We start from the raw sequence: 25,428 nt of genomic DNA, 5'->3' as shown, positions 1-25,428 counted from the left end.
CCTTTTTTTGGTCTAAGGGATTTTCTAGGGGGGCATGAATTTCTCGAACGCTAAAAGGACAAGCAGCATATGATATAGCAAGTTCGTACCATTGTAGTGTGGACGGCACTGATAATAGGGGATAGAGAAAATTGATTAACTGGAAAGTTCGTTTTAAAAATCCTACGTTTATTTTTACTGTATTTTTGCCAGGTGTTTTGATGGTAACGCAGATGGTTGCTGCGTTTATCAATAACTTTATACACCCGATTGGCTTTACCATCACCGATGATGCATTGAACGGGGCTATGGGGATCATTAATTTCATTGCGCTTACGTTTTTTGGAATCGGCGGCGTAATTGACCATACGACACAAGGCATGAGCGACAGTGATGAGGCTAAGAAATACGAGAAACCTAAATAGTAGATCATCCTTCTTGAATCAAAGAAAGCGGAGAAACCAGATATCACCACCTATCTATGGAACGGTGATATCTGGTTTCTTTTTTTAATTTTGAATAGGATTTTTCAAACTTCCTCCAATGGAAGTCTTGCTTCCTTTAGAGAATGCCGTGAAGAACCAGATTGTATTGATGAGTACATTCATCCCACTGACGATGACCACGCCGATGAGTGATGAAGTGAAGCCTTCCATTACACCAAGAAATACGACTATGCCGATCATGGGTAACAAAGACAGTAAGGATAATGAGCAGAATACGGCCATTACATATTTCATCCACTCCAAGCCGATAACATACAGGAGCAATGGGACGAAATACAGTACCAGCATCATCGCAATGGAAAGCCACATCCCGATAGAATTAAATTGATTCGCATTTTTACCTGTATCCGCTAGTGGTGAAAGAGAACTCAAAACGATGACCATGCAGAACAGCAAAGCTGAAAATAATGTCATGATGATTATTTTCTTTTTATTCCTCATAAAAAACCCCCAGTCTATTATTGAAATTACTTACAATGGTTCATACATGATTATACTTAATTTAACATAATTTAACAGCGTCGTTTTTTATATTTGATCTAAGAAGTTTCTAAGTTTTTGTCTGGATTGTAGAGTTCATCCTCAATACAAAGCTTTTTTTTGAAAAAAAGGTGAATCAAGGAATGAAAGCGAATGTACTTCATATATTTAAAATTGTGTTTCATTTACAGATTGGGGGAGAAAAAAGATGAGTCTTAGATTACCTGTTTCAAAATGGCTTGTGGCCGTACTTGCACTTGCCGCATTGTTGGTAGCTTTCGTTTTCAGTCCGGCCAATGCTTCGGCGTCCATTAATTATGGAGACGAAGTGGCTGCAGTAGCAGCAAAACAAGTGGGAAGCCCTTATAAATATGGCGGAACGACACCAAAAGGATTCGATGCAAGTGGACTCACTCAATATGTTTATAAACAAGCGGCGACAGACATGAAAATTCCAAGAACCAGTGCGGAACAGTATAAGAAAGGAAAGGCTGTAAAACAGAAAAACTTAAAAACAGGTGATTTGGTGTTTTATGCGACCGGTAGCAAGAAAGGCAAGGTTTCCTTCGTCGGCATTTATAATGGGAACGGTACATTTGTCGGAACGACCACAAAAGGCGTGAAGGTCGTGAAGATGAGCGACAAGTATTGGAAGGATCGCTATATCGGGGCTAAAAGGCTCATCAAATAAAATAATGTTGCCAAAAAAAAGCATAGGAAGCATCTCATTCGATGCCTCCTATGCTTTTCGCATGTGTAATCACGGTACGATGATTTCCTGCAATACCGCATTTCCGTTCTTCACTTTCACCACGGCCATGGCCGTTTTTGTAGCAGCGGACATTTCCAGTTCCGATGCCTTGTCTTTAGGAGCGTAATAATTATCTAAGCCATATTTAATGTGAATGGACGAGGCCCTTTGTAAATCATAGGGGATTTGTAATTTTCCTTTGAGATACATGTCTTCATCCGGTTTTTCCTTCGATACATGGTGGACGCCGTAATGCCCATTACTGTCTTGTTTTAATGAAACATATACACTTTTGTAATCTCCGACATTCTTACTGTGGAAATCAGTTTTCACCGTCTCATCAAGTTGGTCGAGCGTGACGGATTCTATCTCATATCCTAATGCTACATAGCTTCCCCTGAATAAGTCCGTCGGATCGATCGGAGCCGTTCGGATTTTGATTTCTTCACCAAACAAAGTTGTCCAGACGGGTGGAACGGCCAGGGCTATAAGAATCAAAACAGGAATGGCGAATACGATGAGCGGGCGCAAAAATTTATTACGATTCAATGGATTCCCCTCCTTTTTGGCGTTGTTTTTCAAAGAAGAAGCCAAACACAAGGAGCAGGAGGCCTCCGATGATGAAGGTCAGTGACTTCGGCAGGAATTCAAAGGAATCGATATAGTACCTGAATATCAATGCACATATGATCACGATACTGGTCAAGCTTCCTTTTTGTATCAGGTAAAGGAGAAAAAGAAAATAAGCTAAAGGAAACCATATGGCAAGCTCGTAAGTTAAGAAGATAGCCGCAATCCCGTGGAGGAGATGTCCTTGAATATGTGTGATTCTCTGCAACTTAACTGGAACGCGAATGTAAGCGAGCAGGATTCCTACGATAAAAAGAATCGAGAGAATGATGGTATCCCCGTTACCCTCCACTAGCTTAGGTACGAATTCCATGAGAAAAAGGATGAGGGCATTGATCGTTAAGCCATTAACGATAAAGGATAGAAACCTAGGATAGTTGAGTTGCTTTACTAGAAAATATAACGCCGGTAGAAGGATGATAATGGCCAGCGGATAAGACGTTTCATCAAGAAAGATGCTGCCATTAAGGTAAACGAAAAGTAAAAATGAAGTGAATAGGAGGACAATGGTGTCCTTTAGGTAATATCCGATGCAGATGGCTCCAATCCCCCATAACAAAAAGGAACTGTTAAAATTGATGCTGATGTTAAACATCTGCTCGACTAAAAATATACCTGCTCCAAATATGAGAATCCCGACATAATGCAGACTTCGGGAGGTTTTTGGAAAGCGTGTCTCCCACCTGACCCCGGCAACATTCACGCCAATCAAACAGGCGATGATCAATAGGAATTTAACGCCTTTACTTATATACATCCAGTTGCTGGCCACGAATGTTAAGACGCCAAGCCCTAAAAGGACGGCTCCAATCGCTAATAGGATGGAGACGAAACTTAAAGAGGCCTTCACATGATAGGAAGCTAACATCTTTTTCTTCTCTTCCTCGGAAATGGTCCCGCCATTTTGCAGGTAGGTAAATTCTTGTTCAAGAAATTCAAACTGCTTTTTGGTTATTTCTTTTTTGACCAAATCAATTCCCCCTTTCCATATCCTTCTATTATACGGATTGAATCGGGGAAGATGAAGTAAGAAGAAAAAACAACTTGAAAAAATTAACAAAATAATTTCCACAGTACCTTGCATTAAACAGTAGCATGTGGTAAATTATTGAATAAGATGTATTATTCGCTGTCAGGTACTATTCATTAAATAGTACCGAGACATATCAGAAAGGAGTGATGGTGCATTGAATGTACAGTTTAAGAAGGGCGTCTTGGAGCTATGCGTACTGGTGTTGCTTGATAAGCAAGATCGATATGGCTACGAGCTAGTTCAGAAGATTTCAGACCAGATTGAAATATCGGAAGGGTCGGTTTATCCACTGTTACGAAGATTGACGAAGGAAGAGTACTTTACGACATATTTGCAAGAATCATCAGAGGGTCCACCACGTAAGTATTACAAGTTGACTGATAAAGGGCGGGAATACCTTCACGAATTGCTGACAGAGTGGAATGAATTTTCTAATGGAGTCAATCAATTAATCGAGGAAGGTGTCGCAAATGAATAAAGAACAATTTTTAAAGCAGTTGGAAGCTTCCCTAAAGAGGCTTTCTATAGAAGAAAGGCAGGATATCCTGCAAGATTACGAAGAGTACTTCACAATTGGAATGGAAAAGGGAAAGTCGGAGCAGGAAATCTCAGCGTCCCTAGGAAACCCAAAACAAATAGCCAAGGAGCTTCTGGCATCCTACCATCTTGATATGGTTCAACAAACGACTTCCACGGGAAACATCTTACGGGCAGTATGGGCCGTGATTGGATTGGGATTCTTCAATATTGTGATTGTCCTCGGGCCTTTCATTGCACTGGTGGGCGTCGTGTTTTCGGGATGGGTAGCATCTTTAGGGTTCATCCTCGCTCCACTTAGCATCCTTATTAATCTGTTCATGGGTGAATTTAGATTGTTTGATTTGTTTGCTTCACTTGGTATTTGTGGAATCGGAATATTCATCGCCATGGGGATGTTCATTGCAACAAAAGCTCTTACTAAAGGATTTATTCGTTACTTAAAATTTAACGTGTCTCTTGTAAAGGGTGGTGTGAAGCATGGGTAAAAAATTATCAATCCTTGCGTTGTTTCTATTGATCGTTGGCGGTATCGGCAGTCTCTTTACGTATTCACAAACCAATCATGATGAGATTACGACAGAGAAAAAGGTGAGTGCCGAAATGGTAAAGGATATCGAGGTCCGTTCGGATAATGCAACGGTAGAAGTTCTTCCGACTTCGGATACAGAGATTAAAGTGGAGCTTGTCACAAAAGGCGTGGATGTGTCTAAGTTGGATTTAGCTGCCGACGTGGAAGGAAAGAAGCTGACCATTAGATTGAAGGAACCTAACCTCTTCAGCATTGGATTTAACTTTCAATCCTCTCATTTATACGTATATGTCCCGCAAAAGTCGTATGATTCCTTTGTCTTCGATAATGATAATGGAAAGATGAAAATATCAGAATTGGAAATAAAGGATTTGAAAGTGAAAACGGATAATGGACGGATTGAATTAAATAAGATTGTAGCTGAAAACATTGATGCAAAAAGTGCAAATGGCAGGTTGGACCTTAATGATGTAGAGGGCAATCTCAAGGGCTCCTCAAATAATGGTAAGATATCGCTCGTTACAAAGGATTTAGATCGGAACATTCAATTAGAGAGCGACAATGGAAAGATTATCATTAAAACGGATAAAGAACCGACGAATACAACCTTCAAGGTATCTGTCGATAATGGTACCATCAATATCCTCGATAAATATGAGGGGAATACGGTCATTGGAAAGGGAGAAAATCTGGTTGATCTAGAATCGAACAACGGCAAAATTGAAGTGACCAAATAATGTAGTAACCCAAACGTCCCCCGCCTGGCAGGAATCCTGCCAGGCGGGGGACGTTTGTCCGTTCATGACAAAAGCACCCAACTGATCTGGTCGTTATTCGTTAGTTAAAATGGCTTGTATCCTTGGGGATGGATATACAAGTTCATGGAAGCTCAGTACGCATTACAGCTCAATCAGTTAGATGCCTTTACTTGTCTTCTACTGCGTCAGGTGCAGAGAAAAAAAGGGTGTAGTAGGTTTGCAAAATGTGAAACCATGGTAAGTAATTTTCAAGTATCGTCTGCCTTGTTTGCTTCTCTACCTGTCAGCTCCTTTCTGGAATTGGTGAATCTACTTTATCACTTACCCAAAATATGAAAGGATTTGTCCGATTTTATGAATAAAAATAGAAATCGTTCACACCTCCTAGCTTGCATATGTGCTGAACTATCTAATTCATCTAGATCATCGTTACTTGCTACCTATATTTCTTATGGTGAAGGGGGGACTCTAGTTCATTCCCTTATTCATAACGATATTCAGAACTTTTTTTAGATAAGTGATTGAGACCCTTTCTTTAGACCCTTGGATAACTTTTATGAGAAAACCGTTGGTATGACTGGTTTCATCGATGCCTATCAGGAAAAAGTAGGGACGTTCCTTTTTTATTCACAGACAAGTATCGGATATGTGAAGGAAGGAGGTGGTTATCCACAACTGAATACAGGTTATTCATAGGAAGGGCAGAGAAAATCAGAGGAAATCCTATCGACTCTGACGATGTGGGAAGGAACATAGGGTTTTCTGAGTGAAAGGAAGGATAAGGATGCATGACAAAAAACACTCGCCCAAAAGCCAGTGTTCACTGAGTTATATGATTCCCTTTATTTTTTCAGGCGCTCTTTCTGAATGGCGAAATAGGATTGGAGGGTTTCTTTCTTCTGTTGTAAAATATCCAGAACATATTCACCGTGATTGATGTGTCGGTACACTGACATGTGTCGTTCCAGTTGTTCGTATGTATGTTTTTTCAGATAGTCGAGATAGTCGGATGGACTTTGGTTGTTTAAGATTCGTTTCTTAGATGATCCTGTTTCAGTCATTGCGGATTTTACCCGGGAAATCACCCAGTCTTCGCACCATTTATTCAGCGTCTGGTACATGTCCATTGCCAGGTTATACTTCGCACGAATGGGCTCAATATGCTCATCCACTTCACTATAATCTACATGCCGGTCCAAAGATTTCTCGGAAATCTCGCGATGAAAGTGTTCGCGGTCTACAAGCTCTTTTATGCAGGCAGCCTGGTGAGCATATACCCCCAATTGTTCTAGTGCTTCATTATATACGATCGTACTGAAATAAGCGGAAGCCTCTTTCGGCTCAGCCAATAATGGTTTGTTGCCGTTCAAGGCACAGCCAAACTTTTTAAGGGAAGACTGATAGATGAAGCGCGCTAGTTTCAATAGCTCGTCTTTGACAGGTCCTTCTGCAGCATGAAGAAACGAATGGAAAATATATTTTCCGACACGCTCCAGTTCGATACAGACTTTATCCTCAATATGTTCCAGAAACCCCGCTTCATATATGGTTTTTCTCAACATCATTCTTTCTGTCCGATTTTCGAGGTACTCGTTAAGTGTGCCCGTTTTGAAGGAAACCACGATGAATTCCTTACGGTTGAAAGTGGAGGAAGCCATGGTAAAGGCCATGGTGCCGTTCAATGTTTCGTTAATGATCCTCATCGCTTCGTAAATATGCTTTCTTTTAGCCAGGGAACTTCCCGACTGAATGACTTCCTCGTAATTCAGTGAGACAACTTCGGATTTTTTCACGGACATCGTGAAGGCAGCCATAAGTACAAGTCTCTTGGCCGCTAGGGGGAGACTGCGAAAGGCATCAGTATAGAAGAAACGGTATTTTTTACAATATCGATCTTTTCTGTTGGTGAAGCTGCCGGTTGGACCTAAATTGAATTGGTATTTCGTCACCATTCCCTGATCGACCGGAAGGAAGATTCTACGTCCGCAACCGGGCTGCGGCGATGATAGCCTCTTGATGATTTTCTTTAGGTATTTTTCAGTCGTTCCTATTCCTTTGGCCATTTGGTGAATCGGGCTTTGAATTACGCCATCCCAATCCATATGCAATACGGAGTATAAGCATGTGTCGAATTCAGTGGAGTTTACATTTCGTAATAAATAGCGATACGTTTCTTCATAGATCATTAGTTTTCGGCTCCTTTTTAGCCCATTGAGGTTTATTTTGAGTTCACTGTCTATATAAACTCTAAAAAGGAAAAAGTAGCATGCTGTTAAAAAAATTTTTCATGAAAAGTAAGGGGCAGGGAGAAATAAGGATACAAGGGGTCCCGTTTTGAACGGGGCGTTATAATTTGATTCGTTTGGCACTTCAAAATTCAATTCATCGCTAATTTTTTCCTTTTTTAGTAAACTGGAAATGACTATTTCGGATAGAAGGTGAAATCATATGGGGGAACCATTAGCCGAGGAACGGGTTAAAGGTTCGGAAAGAATATGGACGCGTGACTTTGTCATGATCTGTTTGGCGAATCTATGTATCTTCATGGGTTTCCAAATGACGATGCCAACGATCCCGCTGTTTGTTGAGCAACTTGGAGGGGATGACCGCCTGGTTGGGGCAGTCCTTGGGGTATTCACGTTTTCTGCATTGCTTATAAGGCCATTTGCGGGCAAGATGTTGGAAACGAAGGGAAGAAGGATCATCTTTCTGATTGGGTTGGCCATATTCGCCTTCTCTGTGGGTTCCTTCGGTTTCATGGGAAGCATCGGCTTGTTATTTTTGATGCGTATTGTTCAGGGAGTCGGCTGGGGGTTGTCTTCAACGGCGTCCGGAACGATTGCTTCTGACATCATTCCGGCTAAACGTCGCGGTGAAGGGATGGGGTATTACGGATTATCTGGTAATCTAGCACTTGCACTTGGACCGACACTTGGCCTTTTTCTTGTGACAGTCCTTCCATTTCAACAGTTATTCCTGATCTGCTCGCTGTTGGGAATACTGGCCATGATCATGGCATCATTGATCACCTATCAGAAAGTGGAAAGAGATCCGATTGCCGCATTGAGCGCTAAACGGTTTGATATTTATGAAAAAAGTGCGTTGCAGCCTTCGCTGTTAATCTTTTTCATATCCGTCACATTTGGAGGAATTGCGACGTTCCTGCCACTTTATACGGCGGAAAAAGGGGTCAGTGGCATTCAGTGGTACTTTTTGCTGTATGCCTTGGCACTCATGGTTACGAGGTTATTTTCCGGACGTTTATATGATCGGAGAGGCCACCGGGCCATTTTCGTGCCCTCCGCATTGCTTATTATGTCGGGGATGTTCCTATTGGCATGGATGCCGGGTGAATCGGTTCTGTACATCGCAGCCGTGCTTTATGGAATGGGGTTCGGTTCTGTGCAGCCGGCTTTGCAGGCATGGTCAATCGAGAAAACGGCTCCGAATCGTAAAGCGATGGCGAATGCCACGTACTTTTCCTTTTTTGACCTGGGCGTTGGAATAGGAGCCATCGTGTTCGGACAGATCGGGTATCTATTCGGGTATCGAAGCATTTATGTCACGGCAGCTTTTTCGATTGTGATTTCAATCATGGTCTATTTATGGATCGTAAGAAGTGAAGATAAGTTAAGAATGTTATAGGAATTGGGGGGTGACCGTTAGTGGGTCGCCCTTTTTGTACTTGGATATTCTCTCCAGAAGGATTGTAGCATTATATGATTCAATGAACCTATTGTGGGGGTGAACTAGTGGCATTGGGCTATCTTTGTTTCTCTATTTCTAGGAAACTGGACACATAGGGTAGGGGGACTAACCTTGGCTGTCAAATCGATGGCTTGTTCGTTATTAAATGGTTTAATATTCTATAAATAGGTAATTTTTGTTATTATCAAAAGTAGTAGATACATAAAATGGGAAGAAGCTATGGCGAAGGAAGGGGTTTCTGGATGGTTGATTCTTCAAATGAGGAAATGGGTTTAGAAAGAAGGCAGCAGATTTTCCAAGAAGAGCTCCAAGCTTTATGGGAAAAGCGGCTCATTCCTAAAACCGAATATATCCGGATCAGCCGGGCATATGACCGGCATGTTCAACTGGCCATCTATCAGGAAAAGCGCCTGAATGAGGCAAAAAAGAAAGCTGAACTTGAAAGAGAGCCTGCAAGGAAAAGTCAGGAGCGTGAAGACGAAAAATCGTCCGTTCAGCCTGTGGATGACGTGACAGGGGAAGAGCAAACGGTACAAGAGACTCCTAATCTGCCAAATCTTCCACGAGTTGAGGAATCCACCGAGGAGAAAAAGGACTCAAGGCCTCTAGAGGAACCGGTCATCATAAGCGCTCCCGTGGAAAAAACTGTTCCCCAGCCACAGGTGACTCAGAAGAAAAAGGTTGTGCGCCCAGAAAAACCGAAAAAGACACCGGAGCAGATACGGGAGAGGAATATTTCCGTCGTTCTCCTTACCGGAGTCATTCTTCTCTTATTTGGCGGATTGATTTTGGCGACCAGTTCATGGGGGGACTTGAACGAGGTGTGGAAGGTCTTGTTCATCGGAATGGTGTCTGTTGTATTCACTGGCATGGCCTTTATCGCTTCCAAGCTGAAAATTGAACAAACGGCTTTTGCTTTTCTGACATTGGCCAGTTTATTTATCCCGATTACGATTTTATCAGCTTCCTATTATCAGATCTTCGGAGAGTATTTATCCCTGGAAGGCGGGGGAGGAGGCCTGCTTGGGTTTCTTGGCGGTCTCCTTTGCTTAGGGATCTATTACAGAATTGCAGCATACTTTAAGTCGAAAATATTCATTTTCATTTCCATTTTCACTTTTGCCATCACATGTTATTTCGGTTTTGCCTATTTGACGCCGACAATCGAGTGGTTGTTATTGATGGTCAGTATATTTAATTTATTGCTGGTATGGAACGTCGAATATCTGAAGAATCGAAAGGTGTTGGCCCTATTCAGGCCATATCTGTTTCGATTCATCCAGTTTAAGATCATCGTGGAAAGCTTTGTCGCCTTCACGTTATTTTCGAGTAACTTGGTCTATTCGATTACATTGATGGTCATCTCTATCTTGTTTTTGATATTGGCCGTGAAATTCCACAAGAAGTATCATGAGCTGGCATTCAATTTCATCTTCACTTATGGATATATCCATTTTGTCTTTAACTCTGTTCTAAGCGATTACATGGTCATCGCTTATGCGAGTATCCCGCTGATTTTCATGGCACTTTCAACTTATATGGCAAGAAGGAATGAGCCTGGGCTATCCAAAAGCTTCATGGTGACCAGCCTGGTCGAGGTCGGAATCGTTTTCCTATATATCAATGCGATGGCCTATCAGGAAAAATATGCCCAGATTTTTATCGCTCTGATGATCGTGACTGCCCAATTGGTTTATGTTGCCCTGCACATGAAAAATAGGAACTTCACCTATCCGGCGGTTGCTGTCTTTAATTTTGGATGCTTTTATCTTTGTTTTGCGTTTTCACTTGCTTTCCCCGCTGTTTTGAATCTGATGTTCCTTCTTCAGATCCTTTTGTATGTCGGTCTGTATGTATACAATCGCCATGCAAGGTACGGCTTGTTTAAACAGAGTGTCTTGCTTATTTCTTCCTTGATCATGGTGGGAATATTGACAATCAAATTTAGCGAGATGGCCTGGCTAGAAGTAGGCATCGGTCTTATCGTAGTATCTGGCACGTTCTTTCTTACCTATCTTAAAGGGGATGCTCGACAAATCAAGGAAGTCAGTGTATATGGATTTCCGATTTCCTTCTTATTGGGGCTTATCGCGTTTTACCCGTATTTGATGGAAAGAAGCGATTGGTTTCAGTCGAATATGGCATTCAGCATGCATCTAATGATGGTAGCCCTGATTTCCATCGGAGCAGCGTATGCCTTGAAAAAATCATTGGGGATCTTCTTCCCTCCCTTTTTCTTTAGTGGCCAGTTCCTGTCCTTCATGGCTTTCTTGCTGGTCGGATATGGTGCATTGAGTCCTTTGGAGGTCACCGTTTTACTGGCTATTGCGACGGCTATAAACGGGTGGTCCGTTTATTTGCACCGTACATCTCTTTATTGGCTTCCGGTCATCGTTACAAGTGCGGGATTGTATGGTTCTCTATATGAGGTCTTTGATTTCAGTGAGACTTCATACCAGATTGGTTTTGTGCTGTTTGGGCCATTCATCTTTTTCCTTGTCGGGGAATGGATAGGGAGGCATTCACAGACTGGAAGAAAGTATTTCCTTTATTCGAGCCATTTGGCCAACCTTGTTGCCATACCGCTTGGATTCATCCTGATCACGATGTCTGATGTTTCACCCTTTCTATTTATCACACAACTTCTCCTATATGTGAGTGCACTGCGAACCCAGGTGAAATGGGAAAGGTTCCTCTTCACATATCTTGGATTTACCGTCCTGTTTCTACAAATCCAGCTGTTTTTTACCGACATGGAGCCAACACGGTTCGTCTTTTCGATTTGCTTGATGATTACGGCGGGAATCATTACGGGTTTATGGGCGGTCTCCAAAAAAGAGTGGAAAGGCATCATCGAGTTTTATTTGATTCCTTTCATTCATATAACGGCTGCCATGTCGATTGTTGAAACGGCTCTGTATGAATTCCCTCTTGATCGAGAAATCATTTGGGTAGGTTTGGTGACTATACAGCTTCTCTTTGCTTGGTATTTACTCATGAGAAGGAACTGGCAAAATTATGTGGTGCTTCCACTCGGCATGGCTTTCATTTTCTATGTGATGTATGCGGGCACTTTATCGATACTTCTTGGAATGGCCGTCCTGTTTGCCTGTGCTGTTGGGATGGTGTTCATGAGTAAACGATATTTCACGGGCTTGGTCAACCAAGCAGGTGACAAGCAAATCATTGATTTTTATAGAATAGTCGGCTTGTTCTTTATACTTGATATGAATGGGGAAGTATTCTGGGAGTCTACGGAATTTGAAATCTTGAAAATAACGGTATCCTTGCTGCTGCCGATTTACTTTATCGTGATGAGAACCTTTACGATAGGCAGACAGGAAAGAGGTATCTATTCAGGTGTAGCGGCCGTCATCGGATTGTATCCGTTTTTCAACATGTGGGATTACGTCCACTCGCTGCCGACCGTGACAGCTCTGGTTGTCCATTTCCTCTGTATGGTCGTGTTGCTGTTGTTGAGCAGGCAATACTTCAAAGGGCTGTTTAAAACGGACGAAACAGGGACGGCAATCGATGCATTCCGCATTTATGGACTATTATTCTTACTTGCCATGAATGGGGAAGTGCTCGTGCATGAACCATCTTATCCACTTTTAAAAGTCCTTGTAGCGCTATTGATCCCAGGCTATTTCATCCTGATACGAAGCTTTACAAATGGACGGAAAGAAAGGGAGGTGTATTCCGCTCTTGCGATGATCCTCAGTCTGTATCCGTTCATTATCATCGTGGATTACATTCATACGGTTTCGTTGATTACGGGTGAATGCGTTCTTTTTGCTTGTATGCTCGTGATGATCCTGTTGAGCAGACATTTCTTTACAGGCTTGGTAAGGAAGGATGAATCAGGAATCAAGGTGGATGTATACCGGATATATGGCTTGCTTTTTTTACTGACCATGAATGTCGAAGCATTTATGAATGAACCGACGTATTGGCCACTCAAGGTCCTTGTTTCTTGTTTCTTGATTGGGTACTTCATCTTGATGAGGCACTTTACGATCCCTGCAAAGGAGAGGGAAACATACGCATTGCTGGCAGGGATTCTTGGATTGTACCCGTATTGGACCATCATGACCTATGCAGGAACATTGGACATATTCATTGGCACTGGGGTCCTTTTCGGATGTACGGCGGCAATGGTGTTAGTAAGTAGAAGATCCTTTAGTGGAATCGTGAAAAAAGGCGCGATCATTTTGCAAATCGATTTTTACCGGGTGTACGGATTTCTTTTCCTTGTAGCGATGATGATGGATATTCATAATCGAGAATCTAAATCCATCCTTCTAGACATTTTCGTTTCTCTTTTATTGCCGGTTTATTTCATCTTGATGAGGGCGATGACGGTGAGAGTAAAGGAAAGGGAAATCTATTTGGCAGCTTCCATAGTGCTCAGTCTATATCCATATTGGGTCATCATCGATAAGATTCCATTCCCGGATGTCCTGGAGGTAGAGGCACAGATCCTGCCACTCTTTATCATAAGTACCATCTTATTACGGAAAATTTTTAATAGAGGCAAATTAACGCAGTATATCGAGATGGGCGTCGTCTTCGTCCTCTTTATTATCATGATAGGAGATGCCATGGCAAGCAACACCCTATATGATGCACTGGTTATCGGGACGATATCTTTAGCGGCGATCCTCCTTGGATTTACGATGAAATACAAATCATATTTCTTGGCGGGAACCGTAACGATCTTGTTCAATATCTATATGAATACAAATTCGATGTGGGGACAGATGCCATGGTGGTTGTACTTAGTCATCGGCGGAGGGCTCCTCATCGCCATTGCTTCTTTCTTTGAATGGAAAAAACAAAAAGACAACCAAACATCGCAGGAAGTTCTCGAAAAGAATAAACAACGAGTCAAAAATTGGTTCAACCGATGGAACTAATAGGGCAACCTATTAGTTTTTTTCTTGTAAATTTATAAAGGAAGAAATGTAAACGGTACCAATCGACAATTATTAGAAAAATCTAAATTATTAGTAAAAATATTGTTAGAAAAGAAGGATATCCCATGAAATTTGTCGTAATTAAATAGTCATTACTCTTTACATAACATTTTTTGGAGGCGTGTAGCATTGTTCAAAACTTATGAAACGGGCTCCTTTTTCGATGAAATGCTTCAGGAAAATGGAGAGCCAAAAGACCACTATCGATACTTCCATTCAATTCTTCAACAGTTTTCAGAAGAAGAGTATAGGGAAAAGCATGAAACAGCTCAATTCAGTTTTTTAAGACAGGGAATTACTTTTACGGTGTATGGGGAAGAAAGCGGAACGGAGCGCACCATGCCGTTTGACTTCATACCAATTATCATCCCTGCTGAAGAATGGGGAGTGATTGAAAAAGGCATGATTCAACGAGTCGAAGCACTTAATCACTTTTTGGATGATATCTATCATGATCAACGAATTTTAAAAGATAATATTATTCCGAAGCATCTGGTAGAAAATAGCCCGTATTACTACTATAAACAGGTAGGCGGGGTTGATAGCCCTTTACAAAATCATATCTTCTTGGCAGGAATCGATCTAATCAAAGATGAACATGGTGAATATCGAGTTCTTGAGGATAATCTACGAAATCCTTCAGGACTTTCGTATGTGTATCAAAATCGTTATGTTATGCGTCAGGTTTACCCCGAGTTTTTTTCTGAACATTCTCTCAACACACTTGAAAATCAAATTGCTCATTTACAGCACTCCTTATTGTCGCATGTGCCAAATAACATCTCGAAAAACACTGAACCTAGAGCAGTCCTCTTAACAGCCGGAATGTATAATTCGGCTTATTATGATCATGTATTTCTAGCACAACAAATGAATATCCAGCTTGTAGAAGGAAGAGATTTGATCGTGATAGACAACATGGTTTACATGAAAACCATTCGGGGATTAAAAAGGGTGGATATCATCTATCGCCGTATAGATGATGATTTTCTTGATCCGGAGGCGTTTCGTGAGGATTCGTTACTCGGGGTGCCGGGATTGATTGCTGCTTATAAAGAGGGGAATGTCTCCATCTTGAATGCGATTGGAAACGGTGTGGCCGATGATAAAGCGATATATTCCTATGTACCGGATATGATTCGATATTATTTGAAGGAAGAACCGATCATTAAAAACGTGGATACCTACCTGTTAAGCGATCCAATCCAGAGGGAGTGGGTTCTTGAAAGGTTGGATGAACTCGTCGTGAAGAATGTAGGGGCTTCTGGTGGCTACGATATGCTAATCGGACCCCATGCTACCGAGGAAGAGAGGGAAGTATTCCGTCAGAAAATCATTGAAAATCCTTATCAGTACATAGCACAGCCTACCATTAAATTATCACGGGCCCCGGCGTACCAAAAAGGCCGATTCTACCCGTGCCATGTAGATTTACGCGTATTCGTCATGAAGGGGGAACAAGTACATGTACTGCCTGGCGGACTTTCGCGAGTGGCTTTAAAGGAAGGATCACTCGTTGTGAACTCCTCACAGGGCGGGGGCGGAAAAGATACCTGGGTGTTAAAGGAGGAGATGCAGCATGCTTAGTCGTGTAGCCGATTCTTTATTTTGGATGGCAAGGAATTGTGAACGGATGGAAAGTAATGCAGATATCCTTGAGGTTCAGTTAATAAAAATGCTAGAGGCATCCGAGCATGAAATCCTGGTCAAACATGACTTGGAAGCGATCATCGGGATTTGTGGGGATAAAGAGGAATTCGATTCTCTTTATGAAGAAATTACGATGAAAAATGTCGTCCATTATTTGGCCTTTTCAGAAGATAACTTCAATTCGCTATCGAGGATGACCAAGAATATTCGAGAAAATGCCAAGATGACAAGAGATAGAATCCCTAACATGCTTTGGGAGGTATGGAATGAGTTTTACTTAGAGCAAGAAAATGCCGAAGCAAGGGAGGATTACTCCATCCAAGAGATTCATTCCTATATCAGGCGTATTAAAACCACTTCAATGATTGCGACTGGAATAATAGATTCTACCATGTCACGAGATTTACCCTATCATTTTATTAAGATAGGAAAATGGCTGGAACGGGCTGAAAAAACAGCTCTTGTCATGCAGATGATGTATCGACAATCCGTTCCATATGGTGACTTGGAAGGGCAAGAATTGGACTGGCGTACAAGTCTACAGCTCATTAATGGATATGAGGACTTTACTAAGAAATTCAGACCTTTGATGGAACCCAAATTTGTCCTGCAATTCATGATATCCGATCATAGCTTTCCTCGTTCCCTCTGTTATTGCATGGAACATGTCAGAGAAGTGATTAAAGGACTTGAAGGCGAAAAGGTGGCCCATTATTCTTGGAAGATGTATGCGGCCATTGACAATATGATCAGTGAATTCAAAGATGTGGACATCAAAAAACTGAATACGGAAGAGATTGGGGTTTTTATTGATTCGGCTTATAGCCAGTGCCTGGAATTTGGAAAGTTATTCTCCGAAACGTATTACTTAGAAGCTGATCCTGTAAAATGAAAGGGAGCATTCCCAGAAAAAACCCTTCCTCTTACAGGACAGTAAAACCATAGTATCAGGGAGAGAAATGGCCATGAAATATGAAGTTGAACATGTAAATACTTTTTACTATGATACAGCAGTAGACCAAAGTATGAATACCATTCGTTTGAAGCCTAGGACGGATGAATGTCAGCGTTTATTATCTTATAAAAATGAAATCACACCTGTATCGATGCCAAAGGAACATGTGGATTTATGGGGGAATCACGTGGAGAGTTTCTTTATCCCTCAAAAACATACGAAGTTGGAAGTGAAGACGACCTCCATTGTCAGTATTCAAAGGTCGCCATTTATTCGACAAATCGAGTATTCTCCAGAAATGAGATATATCTTTCATTCGGAATTATTTCATGATCATTATAAGAGTTTTTTAAACGAAACAAGCTATACCTTCTTATATCAGTATCAAATCGACCAAGTTATCCAAGCGGTAGGTGATATTGAAAATCCAGTTGAATTCTCCCTTCAGTTAATGAGGTATCTACATGAGGTTATGAACTATGACGGAGAATCGACTAATGTAAGCACAACGGCTAATGAAGCGTTTGACTTGAAAAAAGGCGTATGTCAGGATTATTCTCATATTATGCTGGGCGTTCTTAGAGCCAGGAAGATTCCGGCCAGATATGTAAGCGGCTATCTCTACGTCGGTGAAAACTCGGAGCTGATTGGGGATGCTGCCTCCCATGCGTGGGTTGAATTCATGGCTCCTGGTATCGGCTGGATTGGGCTCGATGCTACGAATAATGTAGAGGCACTTGAAAATCACATTTGTCTTAGCGCTGGGCGGGACTATTCAGATGTCAGCCCGTTGCAGGGAGTTTACAGAGGTGGGAACCAAACGCTTGATGTAAAAGTACAGGTGAAGAAACTGGAACATGAATAAGCAAAACTGATATCCATTAATGCCTCCTTGAGTAAAAGGAGGCATTTTTAAATGGGTAGGGGAAGCTGAAATGGTAACGGGTACTTTATTGATTGGACAAAGCCTGTTCAGCACCTAGATACCATCTAACAAACGGTGGTGCTGTTTTTATGAAGAGCACGAGCTACAGGAAGAACAACTCGAGGAATCAGATCCACTATCATGAACACTGCCATGACTGTCGGTACCTACATTTCCAGAATGGGAACCGTGAGCGGGATCGTCACCAAACAGATGCTTGAAGTCCGAATCACATGCATCCGCACTTGCATAAATGAAGTAAGCGGGTGCAGCATAATCCATTTGATTGTACCGTTTTTGCCAATCCACACTCCGTTCCGTGCGGTCTTCTTTTATGAGGGCCGAGAACCTATCAAAGGTATCTTCCGCTTCCACACTCGTCGGTTTTCGCATGTATGTTTCCTTTAACTGGTCAACTTCCAGTGTTTCGAAATCGTGGAGCAAGGAGGTTGCTTTATCATGTTTGAAGAACTTTCCCCAAGTTAGAATCGAGGGCGAATCAATAGTGAACAGCTGGACATAGTAAAAGTCGAACAGTGTCCGTTCCACTGGTTTAAAGACAGGCTCTGTGTGGGGATGATGTAGGATCATCTGGCCAAGGAAGTCCCGACAGAACCTATCATATTTCTGTTTATCATCCAGCATGATATGCCAGAGTTCATCGACGGTGGCATGAAACATTTCCATTTTACCGAACACGGCCGTCATGATGAAGTACCGTTTTAATTCCCGCCATAACTCGTTGACATTCCCCTGTGTATAACGTGGGTGTCTCATACGGAAATCGGTATTGACCTTTTCCATATACTCGATTTCCATGGCTTGATTAAGCTTTTCTATTAAGGCTTCCGATACGATAGCATTCCCGCCTATGTCCAATGTCTCCTCATATCTTCTCCGGAATTCTTGCTGATACCGTTCCATTCGAACCGGCTCGCTTCTTCGTTTTACCAGGATAACCACAATGATCGCGAAAATGGCTGCAAGCATGACATAAAATAAGGTCATTTTTTCAATCCTCCTAGTCTATAGAACTCCTACACTAACACCATTTTACATTTTATGGGTTTGATTTATAAGGTATAAACGCATTTTATTTTCCTTGATATTCACGAACCAGGAAATAAGGTGGACATATCAGGCTTTAGTCCCTTTACGCACAGAGTAATTATTAGTATATTTTGGTAAAAGAGGGTTTATTTTATTTTTGCATGTGGTAGAGACAAGGGGAAAAGAAGAAAATCTTTTACTTTATTAAAAAGGGAGAGAACTATGAAAAAATCATTTGTTTTTATTCTGGCATTGGTATTCAGTCTATTTTCGCTTAATTTAGGGGCGGTTGGAGCCGCTACAGTTTCAGTTGAAAAGGGACCAGGCCTGAAAAGTCCTTTCGAGCGTGTACATAATCAGTCATACAAGAAGATGGCAAGTGAGTATCTCATTGAAAAAGAACCGAATAATACGATTAAAAAGTCTAACTCGATAAGCCTGAAACAATTTGGTTTGGGGATTTTCAATAAAGCGAAAGATGTAGATTACTATAAAATCAAAGTAAAGCATTATGGTTTCTTATATGTGGTCGCTGCTACGGAGTTTAATAGTTCGCTAGATTTTTCCTTATATAATGCCAAGAATAAAGCGGTGAGCCTGGAAAGTTCCAACCGTGTAGATCAAGCGGATACTCAACTATATTCCGTATCTCCGGGAACATATTATATTAAAGTGAAAGACACAGGGAGTTTAAAGAGCCAGGAAGAATACGCAGTAGGCGCAACCATGTCTGGGCCGACCATCAAAAAGGTCGGGGATAAGGATACAAAGATAAGCGGGGAAGCTGAACCGAATACCACAGTATATGTGAAGGTCAATAATAAAGTTGTTAATAAAAAGGGAACAAAGATAAAAGCGAACGGCAAGTATTCTGTCACGATTGGTAAACAAAAAGCCGGAACGAAAGTCTCTGTTTGGTCTACAGGAACCGTGGGTGGCAAAGAGTACCAGACCACCCCGGTCAAAACGACGGTAAAAGACGTGACGGCACCCAAAACGCTTACAGTCAGCGCGGTGACGAGTTCAAGTAAATCAGTTTCCGGTAAAACCGAGGCCAAAGCAACCGTGCAGGTTAAAGTGGGATCCAAGGTTCTTGGAAAGGCGACAGCCGATAAAAATGGAAAATATAAAGTGACGATGAAAAAACAAAAGAAAAAGACAAAGTTATCGGTTGTGGCAACCGATAAGGCCGGAAATGCCAAAACGGTCAAAGTGACAGTGAAATAATAGAAGGGCCTTTCCCAATCTGGGAAAGGCCCTTTTCAAATGGATGGAGGATATTGGGCAATAGGAGAAAAGCAGAAAAAGTGAACTACTGGTATAATAGCTATAAAGATAGTAGTAGGAGTGACGAAAACGTGTATTTAACAGTAGAGGAAACGGCTGATTATTTATCGGTGTCCATACCATATGTCGAAAGTTTAATCTTACAAGGAAAAATTAGAGTGGTGGATGACGGCGAGGGTGTAGTATTGATCTATAAGGACCAGTTCAAGACGCACTTTGAACAGCTGGAGAAATATAAAATGTTAGTCGAAGAATTGGCGAATGAACCGATTCCGGAAGATCTAGACATTAAGGACGAAGACTAAGTCTTCTTGATTGGGATGCATAATAGGTGCATCCCTTTTTTGTACCGGTTATAGTTAATACAAAGCCGGGGCTTTTGAGGGAGTCCGGGCAAGATATTTCGAATTATTATTTTTTGGAAGGTATTTGTAGTAGATTTCCTCCATTCCGTGTAAAATAATAAATACAAAGATAGATTACGGCAAAATGGTAGATAGGAGATAGGTAAGTGGTAAAAGAGTATTTACAAAGCGAAGGATTTTCAAGATTCATTACCTTACTTGTGCTGTTTTTATTTCTTGTAAGCATCGGAAGTATGGTCAATATCGTTTTATTCACATTTGTTTTCACTTTCCTGATGGGAAGGCTTGAACAATTCATCATGCTTCATCTGAAAAAAGTGATGCCCATCAATTCCAAAGTGGTCATAAGTTTCATTTATATAGTGTTCATTGCTTCTTTAGCTATCGTCCTTTATAAGTACTTGCCGGTTATTACGACACAATTTACTGAGCTGATTACGCAGATTGTATTCTTCTTTCAACATCCGCCTGATAGCAAAGTCATTCAATATGCCATTAGTTTAATGAATGAACTTGAATCACCTCTGGATCTTCAAAAGCAGATGAATACGCTCTATCTTTATATATCTGACTTTGGAAAACTGGCGTTTCAAATCTTCATTTCTATACTGCTTAGCTTGTTTTTCTTGTTGGAAAAGGATAAAATCATCCGCTTCACTTCCAAGTTTAAGCGGGGGAAATTCAATTCCTTCTTCATTAATATTGGACATTTCGGTGTGAAGTTCGTTAACTCATTCGGAAAAGTCATTGAGGTTCAATTCCTAATTGCTATTACAAATGCCATTCTATCCGTTGCGTTCTTATGGATTCTTGGTTTTCCACAGTTAATTGGTTTAGGGATCATGATTTTCTTCCTTGGTTTGATTCCGGTGGCTGGGGTCATTATTTCCTTGATTCCACTAAGCATGATTGCCTATAGTATCGGAGGCATGCCTAAGGTCATTGCAGTGTTGATCATGATTGTGGTGATTCATGCGCTTGAAAGCTATATTTTGAACCCGAAATTCATGTCGGCCAAAACAAATCTTCCTACGTTCTTCACGTTTATGATCTTGCTGTTTTCCGAACACTTCCTTGGAATTTGGGGATTGATCATCGGGATACCAATCTTTATCTTCCTATTGGATATGTTAGATATTGATGAAGAAACTAACCGTGCACTGGACGAACCATAATAAGCAGCAACCCTCTAAATGGGTGGTTGCTTATTTTTTTATATTCGTTTTCAATATAATTTTTTATTTTTTGTGGAAAAAGAAGATGAATCGATTGTTCACATATTCAAAGTCCATTATGATACTCGGTTTTGTCATTTACTGTAATAAACTTGTATTCTACTAAAGTTATTTTTTTACTTTTTATTGCATGAAAACTCAAAAAAACGTATACTATTTTTAAGTAAAAAATACTGAATAATCATTCAAATCTAAATTATTAGACTATTTTGAGTGAGAGTTTACGGGAGAAAAGAGGGGATTATGTTGAAAAGGGTATCTGTATACATGTTGGTCGTGATATCTTCTTTGCTTTTGATCATGACAGGATGTGGCAAGGAAAAGGAAGTTTCCACTACAAGTGATGAAGGGCCGAAGGAAAAGACGCTTAGAGTCGTGACGGATGCGGCATATGCGCCTTTTGAATACCTCGAAGGTGATAAAATCGTCGGATTCGATGTTGACTTTATCAATGCCGTAGCGAAGGAAGCTGGGTATAAAGTCGAGATTGAGCATGTAGGCTGGGATCCGATTTTTGTGGAGATTGAATCAAAAAGAGCAGATTTAGCTGTATCGGCGATTACAGTGAATGATGAAAGAAAACAATCGTATGATTTTTCGGTTCCTTATTTCCTTTCCACTAATAAAATCTTGGTTCCCGAAAAAAGTGATGTGGAATCGGGAGAAGATCTGAAAGGGAAGAAGATAGCTGTCCAAACAGGTACAACGGGTCAAGAAGCGGTGGAAGCCCTTCTTGGGAAAAACCATAAAGATATCAAGAAATTCGAGAATAATAACTTAGCCATTCAGGAATTGCTCAAGGGTGGGGCTGAAGCGGTCGTGGCGGATAATACGGTCGTTGAAGAGTACGTAAAAAATAATCCTGATCAAAAGTTGAAGGTCGTGGAAGACAGCAGCAGCTTTGAAGAGGAGTTTTATGGAGTCCTATTCCCTAAAGGCAGTGAGTTAAAGGCTGATTTCGATAAAGCGATCAATACCATGCTCGATAATGGCAAGTACGCCGAAATCTATAAAAAACAGTTTGGCACAGATCCAGATATCGAGACGGTAAAAGCACAACAATAATATAGGTTATGAGAAAAATTGCGTAACTTTACGTGTGAAGTTACGCAGTTTTTTTGGACTTTAGGAGGTACATAGAATGGGTTTTCGTTGGGATATTATTTTTGAATATGCTCCTTTCTTATTGAAGGGGACGTTGCTTACGATTGGTCTATCCGTTTCTTCGATTCTAATCGGGACGTTTCTAGGATTGCTGATTGGATTAGGGAAGATTGTAAGAAATAAATGGCTCGCCTTTCCATTTTACTGCTATGTCACGGTTTTCCGGGGGACACCATTACTGGTCCAGATTTTCTTGATCCACTTTGGGGTGGTTCCTTTCTTTACCGGCGAAACGAATGCCGTCGCAGCGGGAGTCATTGCACTTTCTTTAAATGCAGCGGCATATATTGCTGAAATATTCAGGGCCGGAATTCAATCCATTGATAAAGGACAAATGGAAGGGGCACGTTCTTTAGGTTTGACGCACACTCAATCCATGATTTCCGTTGTCCTTCCACAAGCATTCAAACGCATGATTCCTCCTCTAGGTAATGAATTCATCGTATTATTGAAAGATTCTTCCTTGGTTTGTGTCATTGCTGCCCCGGAATTGATGTATTGGGGAAAAGCGATGGGCAGTCAGTATTTTAAAGTATGGGAGCCATATTTGGCCTGTGCCTTCATCTATCTTTGCCTGACGCTCGTTCTAAGTTTCGTACTAAATAGACTTGAAAGTAGGTTGAAAACAGAATGATCAAGGTGGAAAATTTAAATAAGTCATTTGGTGACAATGAGGTATTGAAGAATATCAGTGCAACCGTTGCCCCACAGGAAGTCGTCGTGGTCATTGGTCCGTCGGGATCTGGGAAATCCACTTTCCTAAGATGCATCAATCAGCTAGAGACGATAACGGGTGGCCACATTTACATTGAGGGGCTTGATACGACGGATAAGAAAGTCGATATCAATAAAATCCGTACGGAAGTCGGCATGGTCTTTCAGCATTTTAACTTATTCCCGCATAAAACGGTTCTTGAAAATATCATGCTTGCGCCGATAAAAGTGCGTAAAGTTTCCAAGGAACAGGCAGCAAAGACGGGCATGGAATTGCTTAATAAGGTGGGCCTTTCGGATAAAGCGAACGCCTATCCGGACTCTTTGTCAGGAGGGCAAAAGCAACGTGTAGCCATTGCTAGGTCTCTGGCTATGGGCCCAAAGATCATGTTGTTTGATGAACCGACATCCGCTCTAGACCCGGAAATGGTCGGTGAAGTGCTTGAAGTCATGAAGCAATTGGCGAAAGAAGGCATGACGATGGTTGTGGTGACACATGAAATGGGATTTGCAAAAGAAGTGGGGGATCGAGTGATATTCATGGATGAAGGGTTGATCGTTGAGGAAAATGTGCCTAGCGAGATTTTTGACAATCCGCAGCAGGAAAGAACGAAGGCATTTTTGAGTAAAGTCCTTTGACGTATAGCTAAAGAAAAAAAACCTTCCGAAAACGGGAGGTTTTTTTAGGAACATATCAGGGGGTATTATTTAATGTATGAAGCGCCTAAAAGTGATTCAGGGCTTTTACCGAGCACTAGCATACTGATTTTCGCATATCCAATATTTTCATTTTGGGAGAGGGTTTGTCGAAGAACCTCGATATTCGGATCATTCTTTAACTTTTGAACTTCCTCTTTATATAAAGTGATAACGGAGGGCATAACGAATTCAGGGGTGTATTCGTTAGGGTTTTCATCCATGATTAATGTGCCCATAAATTGATATTTAAATTGGAAAGCTCGTGTTAAGGCAACGACATGAAGCAGTTTTTTAAATAATTCGGGGTATGAATATTTAATTTTTTCCAACGCTTCTTCGGTTGCTTGTAACTCATCGACACTAGATAAAGTGATCATAAATATCTCCTTTCAGAAAATATCGATATATCGGTATTGCAGTGCTTTTTACTCACTACCAAGTCTAACTCGGCAAGTAAATAAAGTAAAATGGTTAGATGTTATCATGAAGATAACTCATATCTATGATAGTGCTTACATTATTTTCTTATTGAAGGTGTATGATCACTCTTTTTTAGCCAACGCTTCCTTTGTATATTTCAGCCATTCCTTTGCGGCGTATGAAAGGTATTGATCCTTACTCCAAATGAATGCCAAGTTCCAGCTCAGTGATGGATTTTTAACCTTAATGGTCTTAACACGACTATCCAACCGACAGAGGCTTTCTGGTAAAAGGGCGATGCCAAGCTTGCAGAAAACCATTTCTTCTATAAAGTCCCATCGAGAGCTTTCGGTAACGATGTGTGGAGAAAAACCTGATTCCTTACAAGATGAAATGATGAGGTCACGCAAAACATAATCCTTATTGAATAAGATAAAGGACTCATGTTGAAGATCTATCAAATCGATTTCATCCTCGGAAGCAAGTGGGTGAGAGGGATGAACGATCAACTTGATGTCTTCTTCTAAAAAGGCAAAATGGTGAAATAGAACGGTGTTGGTCGGCAGGACGATTACGCCTATATCCAGTTGGTCATTTTGAACGGACTCTTCAATTTTTTTTGAACCATCTTCAACCAATTGAAAGGTGATATTGGGATAATCCTCATGAAAACGGCTAAGAATTCGGGGGAAGAAAGAGGCATCGATAATCGGGGGTAAACCGATTCGTATATGTCCCTTTTTAAGGCCTAATAAATTATCCATTTCTGTTTCCAAGTTATGAAAGGCTTTATCAATCAATTTTGCCTGCTCTAATACGACCCGACCGGCATCGGTCAGAGCGAGTTGCTTGCGGGAACGATCGAAAAGTTCAACCCCAAGTTCGGTTTCCAGGTTCTTGATCATTTTACTGATGGTCGGCTGAGTAATGAATAAATGATCGGCTGCCCGAGTGAAACTGTTAAAATTAGTCACTTCTATGAAGTATTGTAAATGCTTAATATCCATCGCTTCACCTGCTTATCTCTTCAAAGTACTTTCATTTTACCCATAGAAATAAGGGTTTGTAAAA

The 25,428-nt window shown here is 41.2% G+C and carries 23 protein-coding genes; 16 read left to right on the top strand and 7 right to left on the bottom strand.

The window, feature by feature from the left end; translation table 11 throughout:
- The first annotated feature begins 131 nt into the window (after positions 1 to 131).
- Complete coding sequence (locus ACIQXR_RS09770; protein ID WP_402871520.1) at positions 132 to 404, top strand: phage holin; 273 nt, start codon at positions 132 to 134, stop codon at positions 402 to 404.
- Between the two features lie 84 nt (positions 405 to 488).
- Here ACIQXR_RS09770 and ACIQXR_RS09765 read toward each other — a convergent pair whose 3' ends face one another.
- Positions 489 to 926: a DUF5391 family protein gene (locus tag ACIQXR_RS09765; RefSeq protein ID WP_402871517.1), complete on the bottom strand. Its 438-nt coding sequence runs from the start codon at positions 924 to 926 to the stop codon at positions 489 to 491.
- Between the two features lie 247 nt (positions 927 to 1,173).
- Between ACIQXR_RS09765 and ACIQXR_RS09760 the strand changes: the two genes are divergently transcribed.
- Positions 1,174 to 1,656, top strand: coding sequence for a C40 family peptidase (locus ACIQXR_RS09760; protein ID WP_402871515.1), 483 nt, complete (start codon positions 1,174 to 1,176; stop codon positions 1,654 to 1,656).
- Positions 1,657 to 1,725: 69 nt separating this feature from the next.
- On the opposite strand, the gene ACIQXR_RS09755 is transcribed toward ACIQXR_RS09760, so the two are convergent.
- On the bottom strand, positions 1,726 to 2,265 hold the full coding sequence (locus ACIQXR_RS09755; RefSeq protein WP_403079878.1) for a GDYXXLXY domain-containing protein: 540 nt from the start codon (positions 2,263 to 2,265) through the stop codon (positions 1,726 to 1,728).
- Positions 2,255 to 3,316, bottom strand: coding sequence for a DUF2157 domain-containing protein (locus tag ACIQXR_RS09750; RefSeq protein ID WP_403079876.1), 1,062 nt, complete (start codon positions 3,314 to 3,316; stop codon positions 2,255 to 2,257). The genes ACIQXR_RS09755 and ACIQXR_RS09750 overlap by 11 nt, the downstream gene beginning before the upstream one ends.
- A gap of 217 nt (positions 3,317 to 3,533) precedes the next feature.
- Between ACIQXR_RS09750 and ACIQXR_RS09745 the strand changes: the two genes are divergently transcribed.
- From ACIQXR_RS09745 to ACIQXR_RS09735, 3 genes are read left to right on the top strand one after another with little or no spacing between them, the layout of a single operon-like run.
- On the top strand, positions 3,534 to 3,857 hold the full coding sequence (locus ACIQXR_RS09745) for a PadR family transcriptional regulator (RefSeq protein ID WP_402988908.1): 324 nt from the start codon (positions 3,534 to 3,536) through the stop codon (positions 3,855 to 3,857).
- Positions 3,850 to 4,404: a DUF1700 domain-containing protein gene (locus ACIQXR_RS09740; protein ID WP_403079875.1), complete on the top strand. Its 555-nt coding sequence runs from the start codon at positions 3,850 to 3,852 to the stop codon at positions 4,402 to 4,404. Before ACIQXR_RS09745 ends, ACIQXR_RS09740 begins: the two co-directional genes overlap by 8 nt.
- Complete coding sequence (locus ACIQXR_RS09735; RefSeq protein WP_402959326.1) at positions 4,397 to 5,185, top strand: DUF4097 family beta strand repeat-containing protein; 789 nt, start codon at positions 4,397 to 4,399, stop codon at positions 5,183 to 5,185. The genes ACIQXR_RS09740 and ACIQXR_RS09735 overlap by 8 nt, the downstream gene beginning before the upstream one ends.
- An 863-nt stretch (positions 5,186 to 6,048) precedes the next feature.
- Here the strand turns inward: ACIQXR_RS09735 and ACIQXR_RS09730 are convergent.
- The gene (locus ACIQXR_RS09730) at positions 6,049 to 7,392 is read right to left on the bottom strand and encodes a hypothetical protein (protein ID WP_403079874.1); all 1,344 of its coding nucleotides are present in this window, start codon (positions 7,390 to 7,392) and stop codon (positions 6,049 to 6,051) included.
- A 262-nt stretch (positions 7,393 to 7,654) separates the two neighbouring features.
- On the opposite strand from ACIQXR_RS09730, the gene ACIQXR_RS09725 reads away from it, so the two are divergent.
- The 5 genes from ACIQXR_RS09725 (at position 7,655) to ACIQXR_RS09705 (ending at position 17,363) form a co-directional block, all read left to right on the top strand.
- Entirely contained in the window at positions 7,655 to 8,851 is a 1,197-nt protein-coding gene (locus ACIQXR_RS09725; RefSeq protein ID WP_403079873.1) for an MFS transporter, read from the top strand.
- A gap of 305 nt (positions 8,852 to 9,156) precedes the next feature.
- Positions 9,157 to 13,833: a caldesmon family protein gene (locus ACIQXR_RS09720; RefSeq protein ID WP_403079872.1), complete on the top strand. Its 4,677-nt coding sequence runs from the start codon at positions 9,157 to 9,159 to the stop codon at positions 13,831 to 13,833.
- 189 nt (positions 13,834 to 14,022) lie between these two features.
- Positions 14,023 to 15,480 carry a circularly permuted type 2 ATP-grasp protein gene (locus tag ACIQXR_RS09715; RefSeq protein ID WP_403079871.1) on the top strand — a complete coding sequence of 486 codons (1,458 nt, stop codon included), beginning with the start codon at positions 14,023 to 14,025 and terminating at the stop codon, positions 15,478 to 15,480.
- Positions 15,473 to 16,435, top strand: a complete 963-nt coding sequence (locus ACIQXR_RS09710) for an alpha-E domain-containing protein (RefSeq protein WP_403079869.1) — start codon at positions 15,473 to 15,475, stop codon at positions 16,433 to 16,435. The genes ACIQXR_RS09715 and ACIQXR_RS09710 overlap by 8 nt, the downstream gene beginning before the upstream one ends.
- Positions 16,436 to 16,508: 73 nt before the next feature.
- Positions 16,509 to 17,363, top strand: a complete 855-nt coding sequence (locus ACIQXR_RS09705; RefSeq protein WP_402871480.1) for a transglutaminase family protein — start codon at positions 16,509 to 16,511, stop codon at positions 17,361 to 17,363.
- Positions 17,364 to 17,510: 147 nt separating this feature from the next.
- Here ACIQXR_RS09705 and ACIQXR_RS09700 read toward each other — a convergent pair whose 3' ends face one another.
- A complete protein-coding gene (locus tag ACIQXR_RS09700; protein ID WP_403079868.1) occupies positions 17,511 to 18,431 on the bottom strand; it encodes a glycine-rich domain-containing protein in 921 nt (306 codons plus the stop codon).
- Between the two features lie 264 nt (positions 18,432 to 18,695).
- Between ACIQXR_RS09700 and ACIQXR_RS09695 the strand changes: the two genes are divergently transcribed.
- The 6 genes from ACIQXR_RS09695 (at position 18,696) to ACIQXR_RS09670 (ending at position 23,877) form a co-directional block, all read left to right on the top strand.
- Positions 18,696 to 19,700, top strand: coding sequence for an Ig-like domain-containing protein (locus ACIQXR_RS09695; protein ID WP_403079865.1), 1,005 nt, complete (start codon positions 18,696 to 18,698; stop codon positions 19,698 to 19,700).
- 131 nt (positions 19,701 to 19,831) lie between these two features.
- Positions 19,832 to 20,065 (top strand): excisionase family DNA-binding protein, encoded by a 234-nt coding sequence (locus tag ACIQXR_RS09690; protein ID WP_402871471.1) that lies wholly within the window; start codon positions 19,832 to 19,834, stop codon positions 20,063 to 20,065.
- Positions 20,066 to 20,271: 206 nt separating this feature from the next.
- Positions 20,272 to 21,300, top strand: a complete 1,029-nt coding sequence (locus ACIQXR_RS09685; protein ID WP_402871469.1) for an AI-2E family transporter — start codon at positions 20,272 to 20,274, stop codon at positions 21,298 to 21,300.
- A 306-nt stretch (positions 21,301 to 21,606) separates the two neighbouring features.
- On the top strand, positions 21,607 to 22,425 hold the full coding sequence (locus ACIQXR_RS09680; protein WP_402871468.1) for a basic amino acid ABC transporter substrate-binding protein: 819 nt from the start codon (positions 21,607 to 21,609) through the stop codon (positions 22,423 to 22,425).
- 76 nt (positions 22,426 to 22,501) lie between these two features.
- Positions 22,502 to 23,158 carry an amino acid ABC transporter permease gene (locus ACIQXR_RS09675; protein WP_402871465.1) on the top strand — a complete coding sequence of 219 codons (657 nt, stop codon included), beginning with the start codon at positions 22,502 to 22,504 and terminating at the stop codon, positions 23,156 to 23,158.
- Complete coding sequence (locus ACIQXR_RS09670; RefSeq protein ID WP_402871463.1) at positions 23,155 to 23,877, top strand: amino acid ABC transporter ATP-binding protein; 723 nt, start codon at positions 23,155 to 23,157, stop codon at positions 23,875 to 23,877. The genes ACIQXR_RS09675 and ACIQXR_RS09670 overlap by 4 nt, the downstream gene beginning before the upstream one ends.
- A 65-nt stretch (positions 23,878 to 23,942) precedes the next feature.
- Here the strand turns inward: ACIQXR_RS09670 and ACIQXR_RS09665 are convergent, their stop codons facing one another.
- Together ACIQXR_RS09665 and cidR are read right to left on the bottom strand one after the other, a co-directional pair.
- Positions 23,943 to 24,314 carry a hypothetical protein gene (locus ACIQXR_RS09665; protein WP_402959312.1) on the bottom strand — a complete coding sequence of 124 codons (372 nt, stop codon included), beginning with the start codon at positions 24,312 to 24,314 and terminating at the stop codon, positions 23,943 to 23,945.
- A gap of 165 nt (positions 24,315 to 24,479) precedes the next feature.
- A complete protein-coding gene (gene cidR, locus ACIQXR_RS09660; RefSeq protein ID WP_402871459.1) occupies positions 24,480 to 25,364 on the bottom strand; it encodes a cidABC operon transcriptional activator CidR in 885 nt (294 codons plus the stop codon).
- Positions 25,365 to 25,428 lie beyond the last annotated feature (64 nt).

Source organism: Peribacillus sp. NPDC097224, assembly GCF_044761985.1.
Taxonomy (GTDB): Bacteria; Bacillota; Bacilli; order Bacillales; family DSM-1321; genus Peribacillus.
This window is presented reverse-complemented; position numbering and strand designations above follow the sequence as displayed.

Coding starts and splice junctions, on each gene's coding strand:
- ACIQXR_RS09765 (WP_402871517.1), bottom strand. CDS start 926: ATGAGGAATAAAAAGAAAATAATCATCATGACATTATTTTCAGCTTTG.
- ACIQXR_RS09760 (WP_402871515.1), top strand. CDS start 1,174: ATGAGTCTTAGATTACCTGTTTCAAAATGGCTTGTGGCCGTACTTGCA.
- ACIQXR_RS09740 (WP_403079875.1), top strand. CDS start 3,850: ATGAATAAAGAACAATTTTTAAAGCAGTTGGAAGCTTCCCTAAAGAGG.
- ACIQXR_RS09735 (WP_402959326.1), top strand. CDS start 4,397: ATGGGTAAAAAATTATCAATCCTTGCGTTGTTTCTATTGATCGTTGGC.
- ACIQXR_RS09730 (WP_403079874.1), bottom strand. CDS start 7,392: ATGATCTATGAAGAAACGTATCGCTATTTATTACGAAATGTAAACTCC.
- ACIQXR_RS09725 (WP_403079873.1), top strand. CDS start 7,655: ATGGGGGAACCATTAGCCGAGGAACGGGTTAAAGGTTCGGAAAGAATA.
- ACIQXR_RS09720 (WP_403079872.1), top strand. CDS start 9,157: ATGGTTGATTCTTCAAATGAGGAAATGGGTTTAGAAAGAAGGCAGCAG.
- ACIQXR_RS09710 (WP_403079869.1), top strand. CDS start 15,473: ATGCTTAGTCGTGTAGCCGATTCTTTATTTTGGATGGCAAGGAATTGT.
- ACIQXR_RS09705 (WP_402871480.1), top strand. CDS start 16,509: ATGAAATATGAAGTTGAACATGTAAATACTTTTTACTATGATACAGCA.
- ACIQXR_RS09700 (WP_403079868.1), bottom strand. CDS start 18,431: ATGACCTTATTTTATGTCATGCTTGCAGCCATTTTCGCGATCATTGTG.
- ACIQXR_RS09695 (WP_403079865.1), top strand. CDS start 18,696: ATGAAAAAATCATTTGTTTTTATTCTGGCATTGGTATTCAGTCTATTT.
- ACIQXR_RS09675 (WP_402871465.1), top strand. CDS start 22,502: ATGGGTTTTCGTTGGGATATTATTTTTGAATATGCTCCTTTCTTATTG.
- ACIQXR_RS09670 (WP_402871463.1), top strand. CDS start 23,155: ATGATCAAGGTGGAAAATTTAAATAAGTCATTTGGTGACAATGAGGTA.
- ACIQXR_RS09665 (WP_402959312.1), bottom strand. CDS start 24,314: ATGATCACTTTATCTAGTGTCGATGAGTTACAAGCAACCGAAGAAGCG.
- cidR (WP_402871459.1), bottom strand. CDS start 25,364: ATGGATATTAAGCATTTACAATACTTCATAGAAGTGACTAATTTTAAC.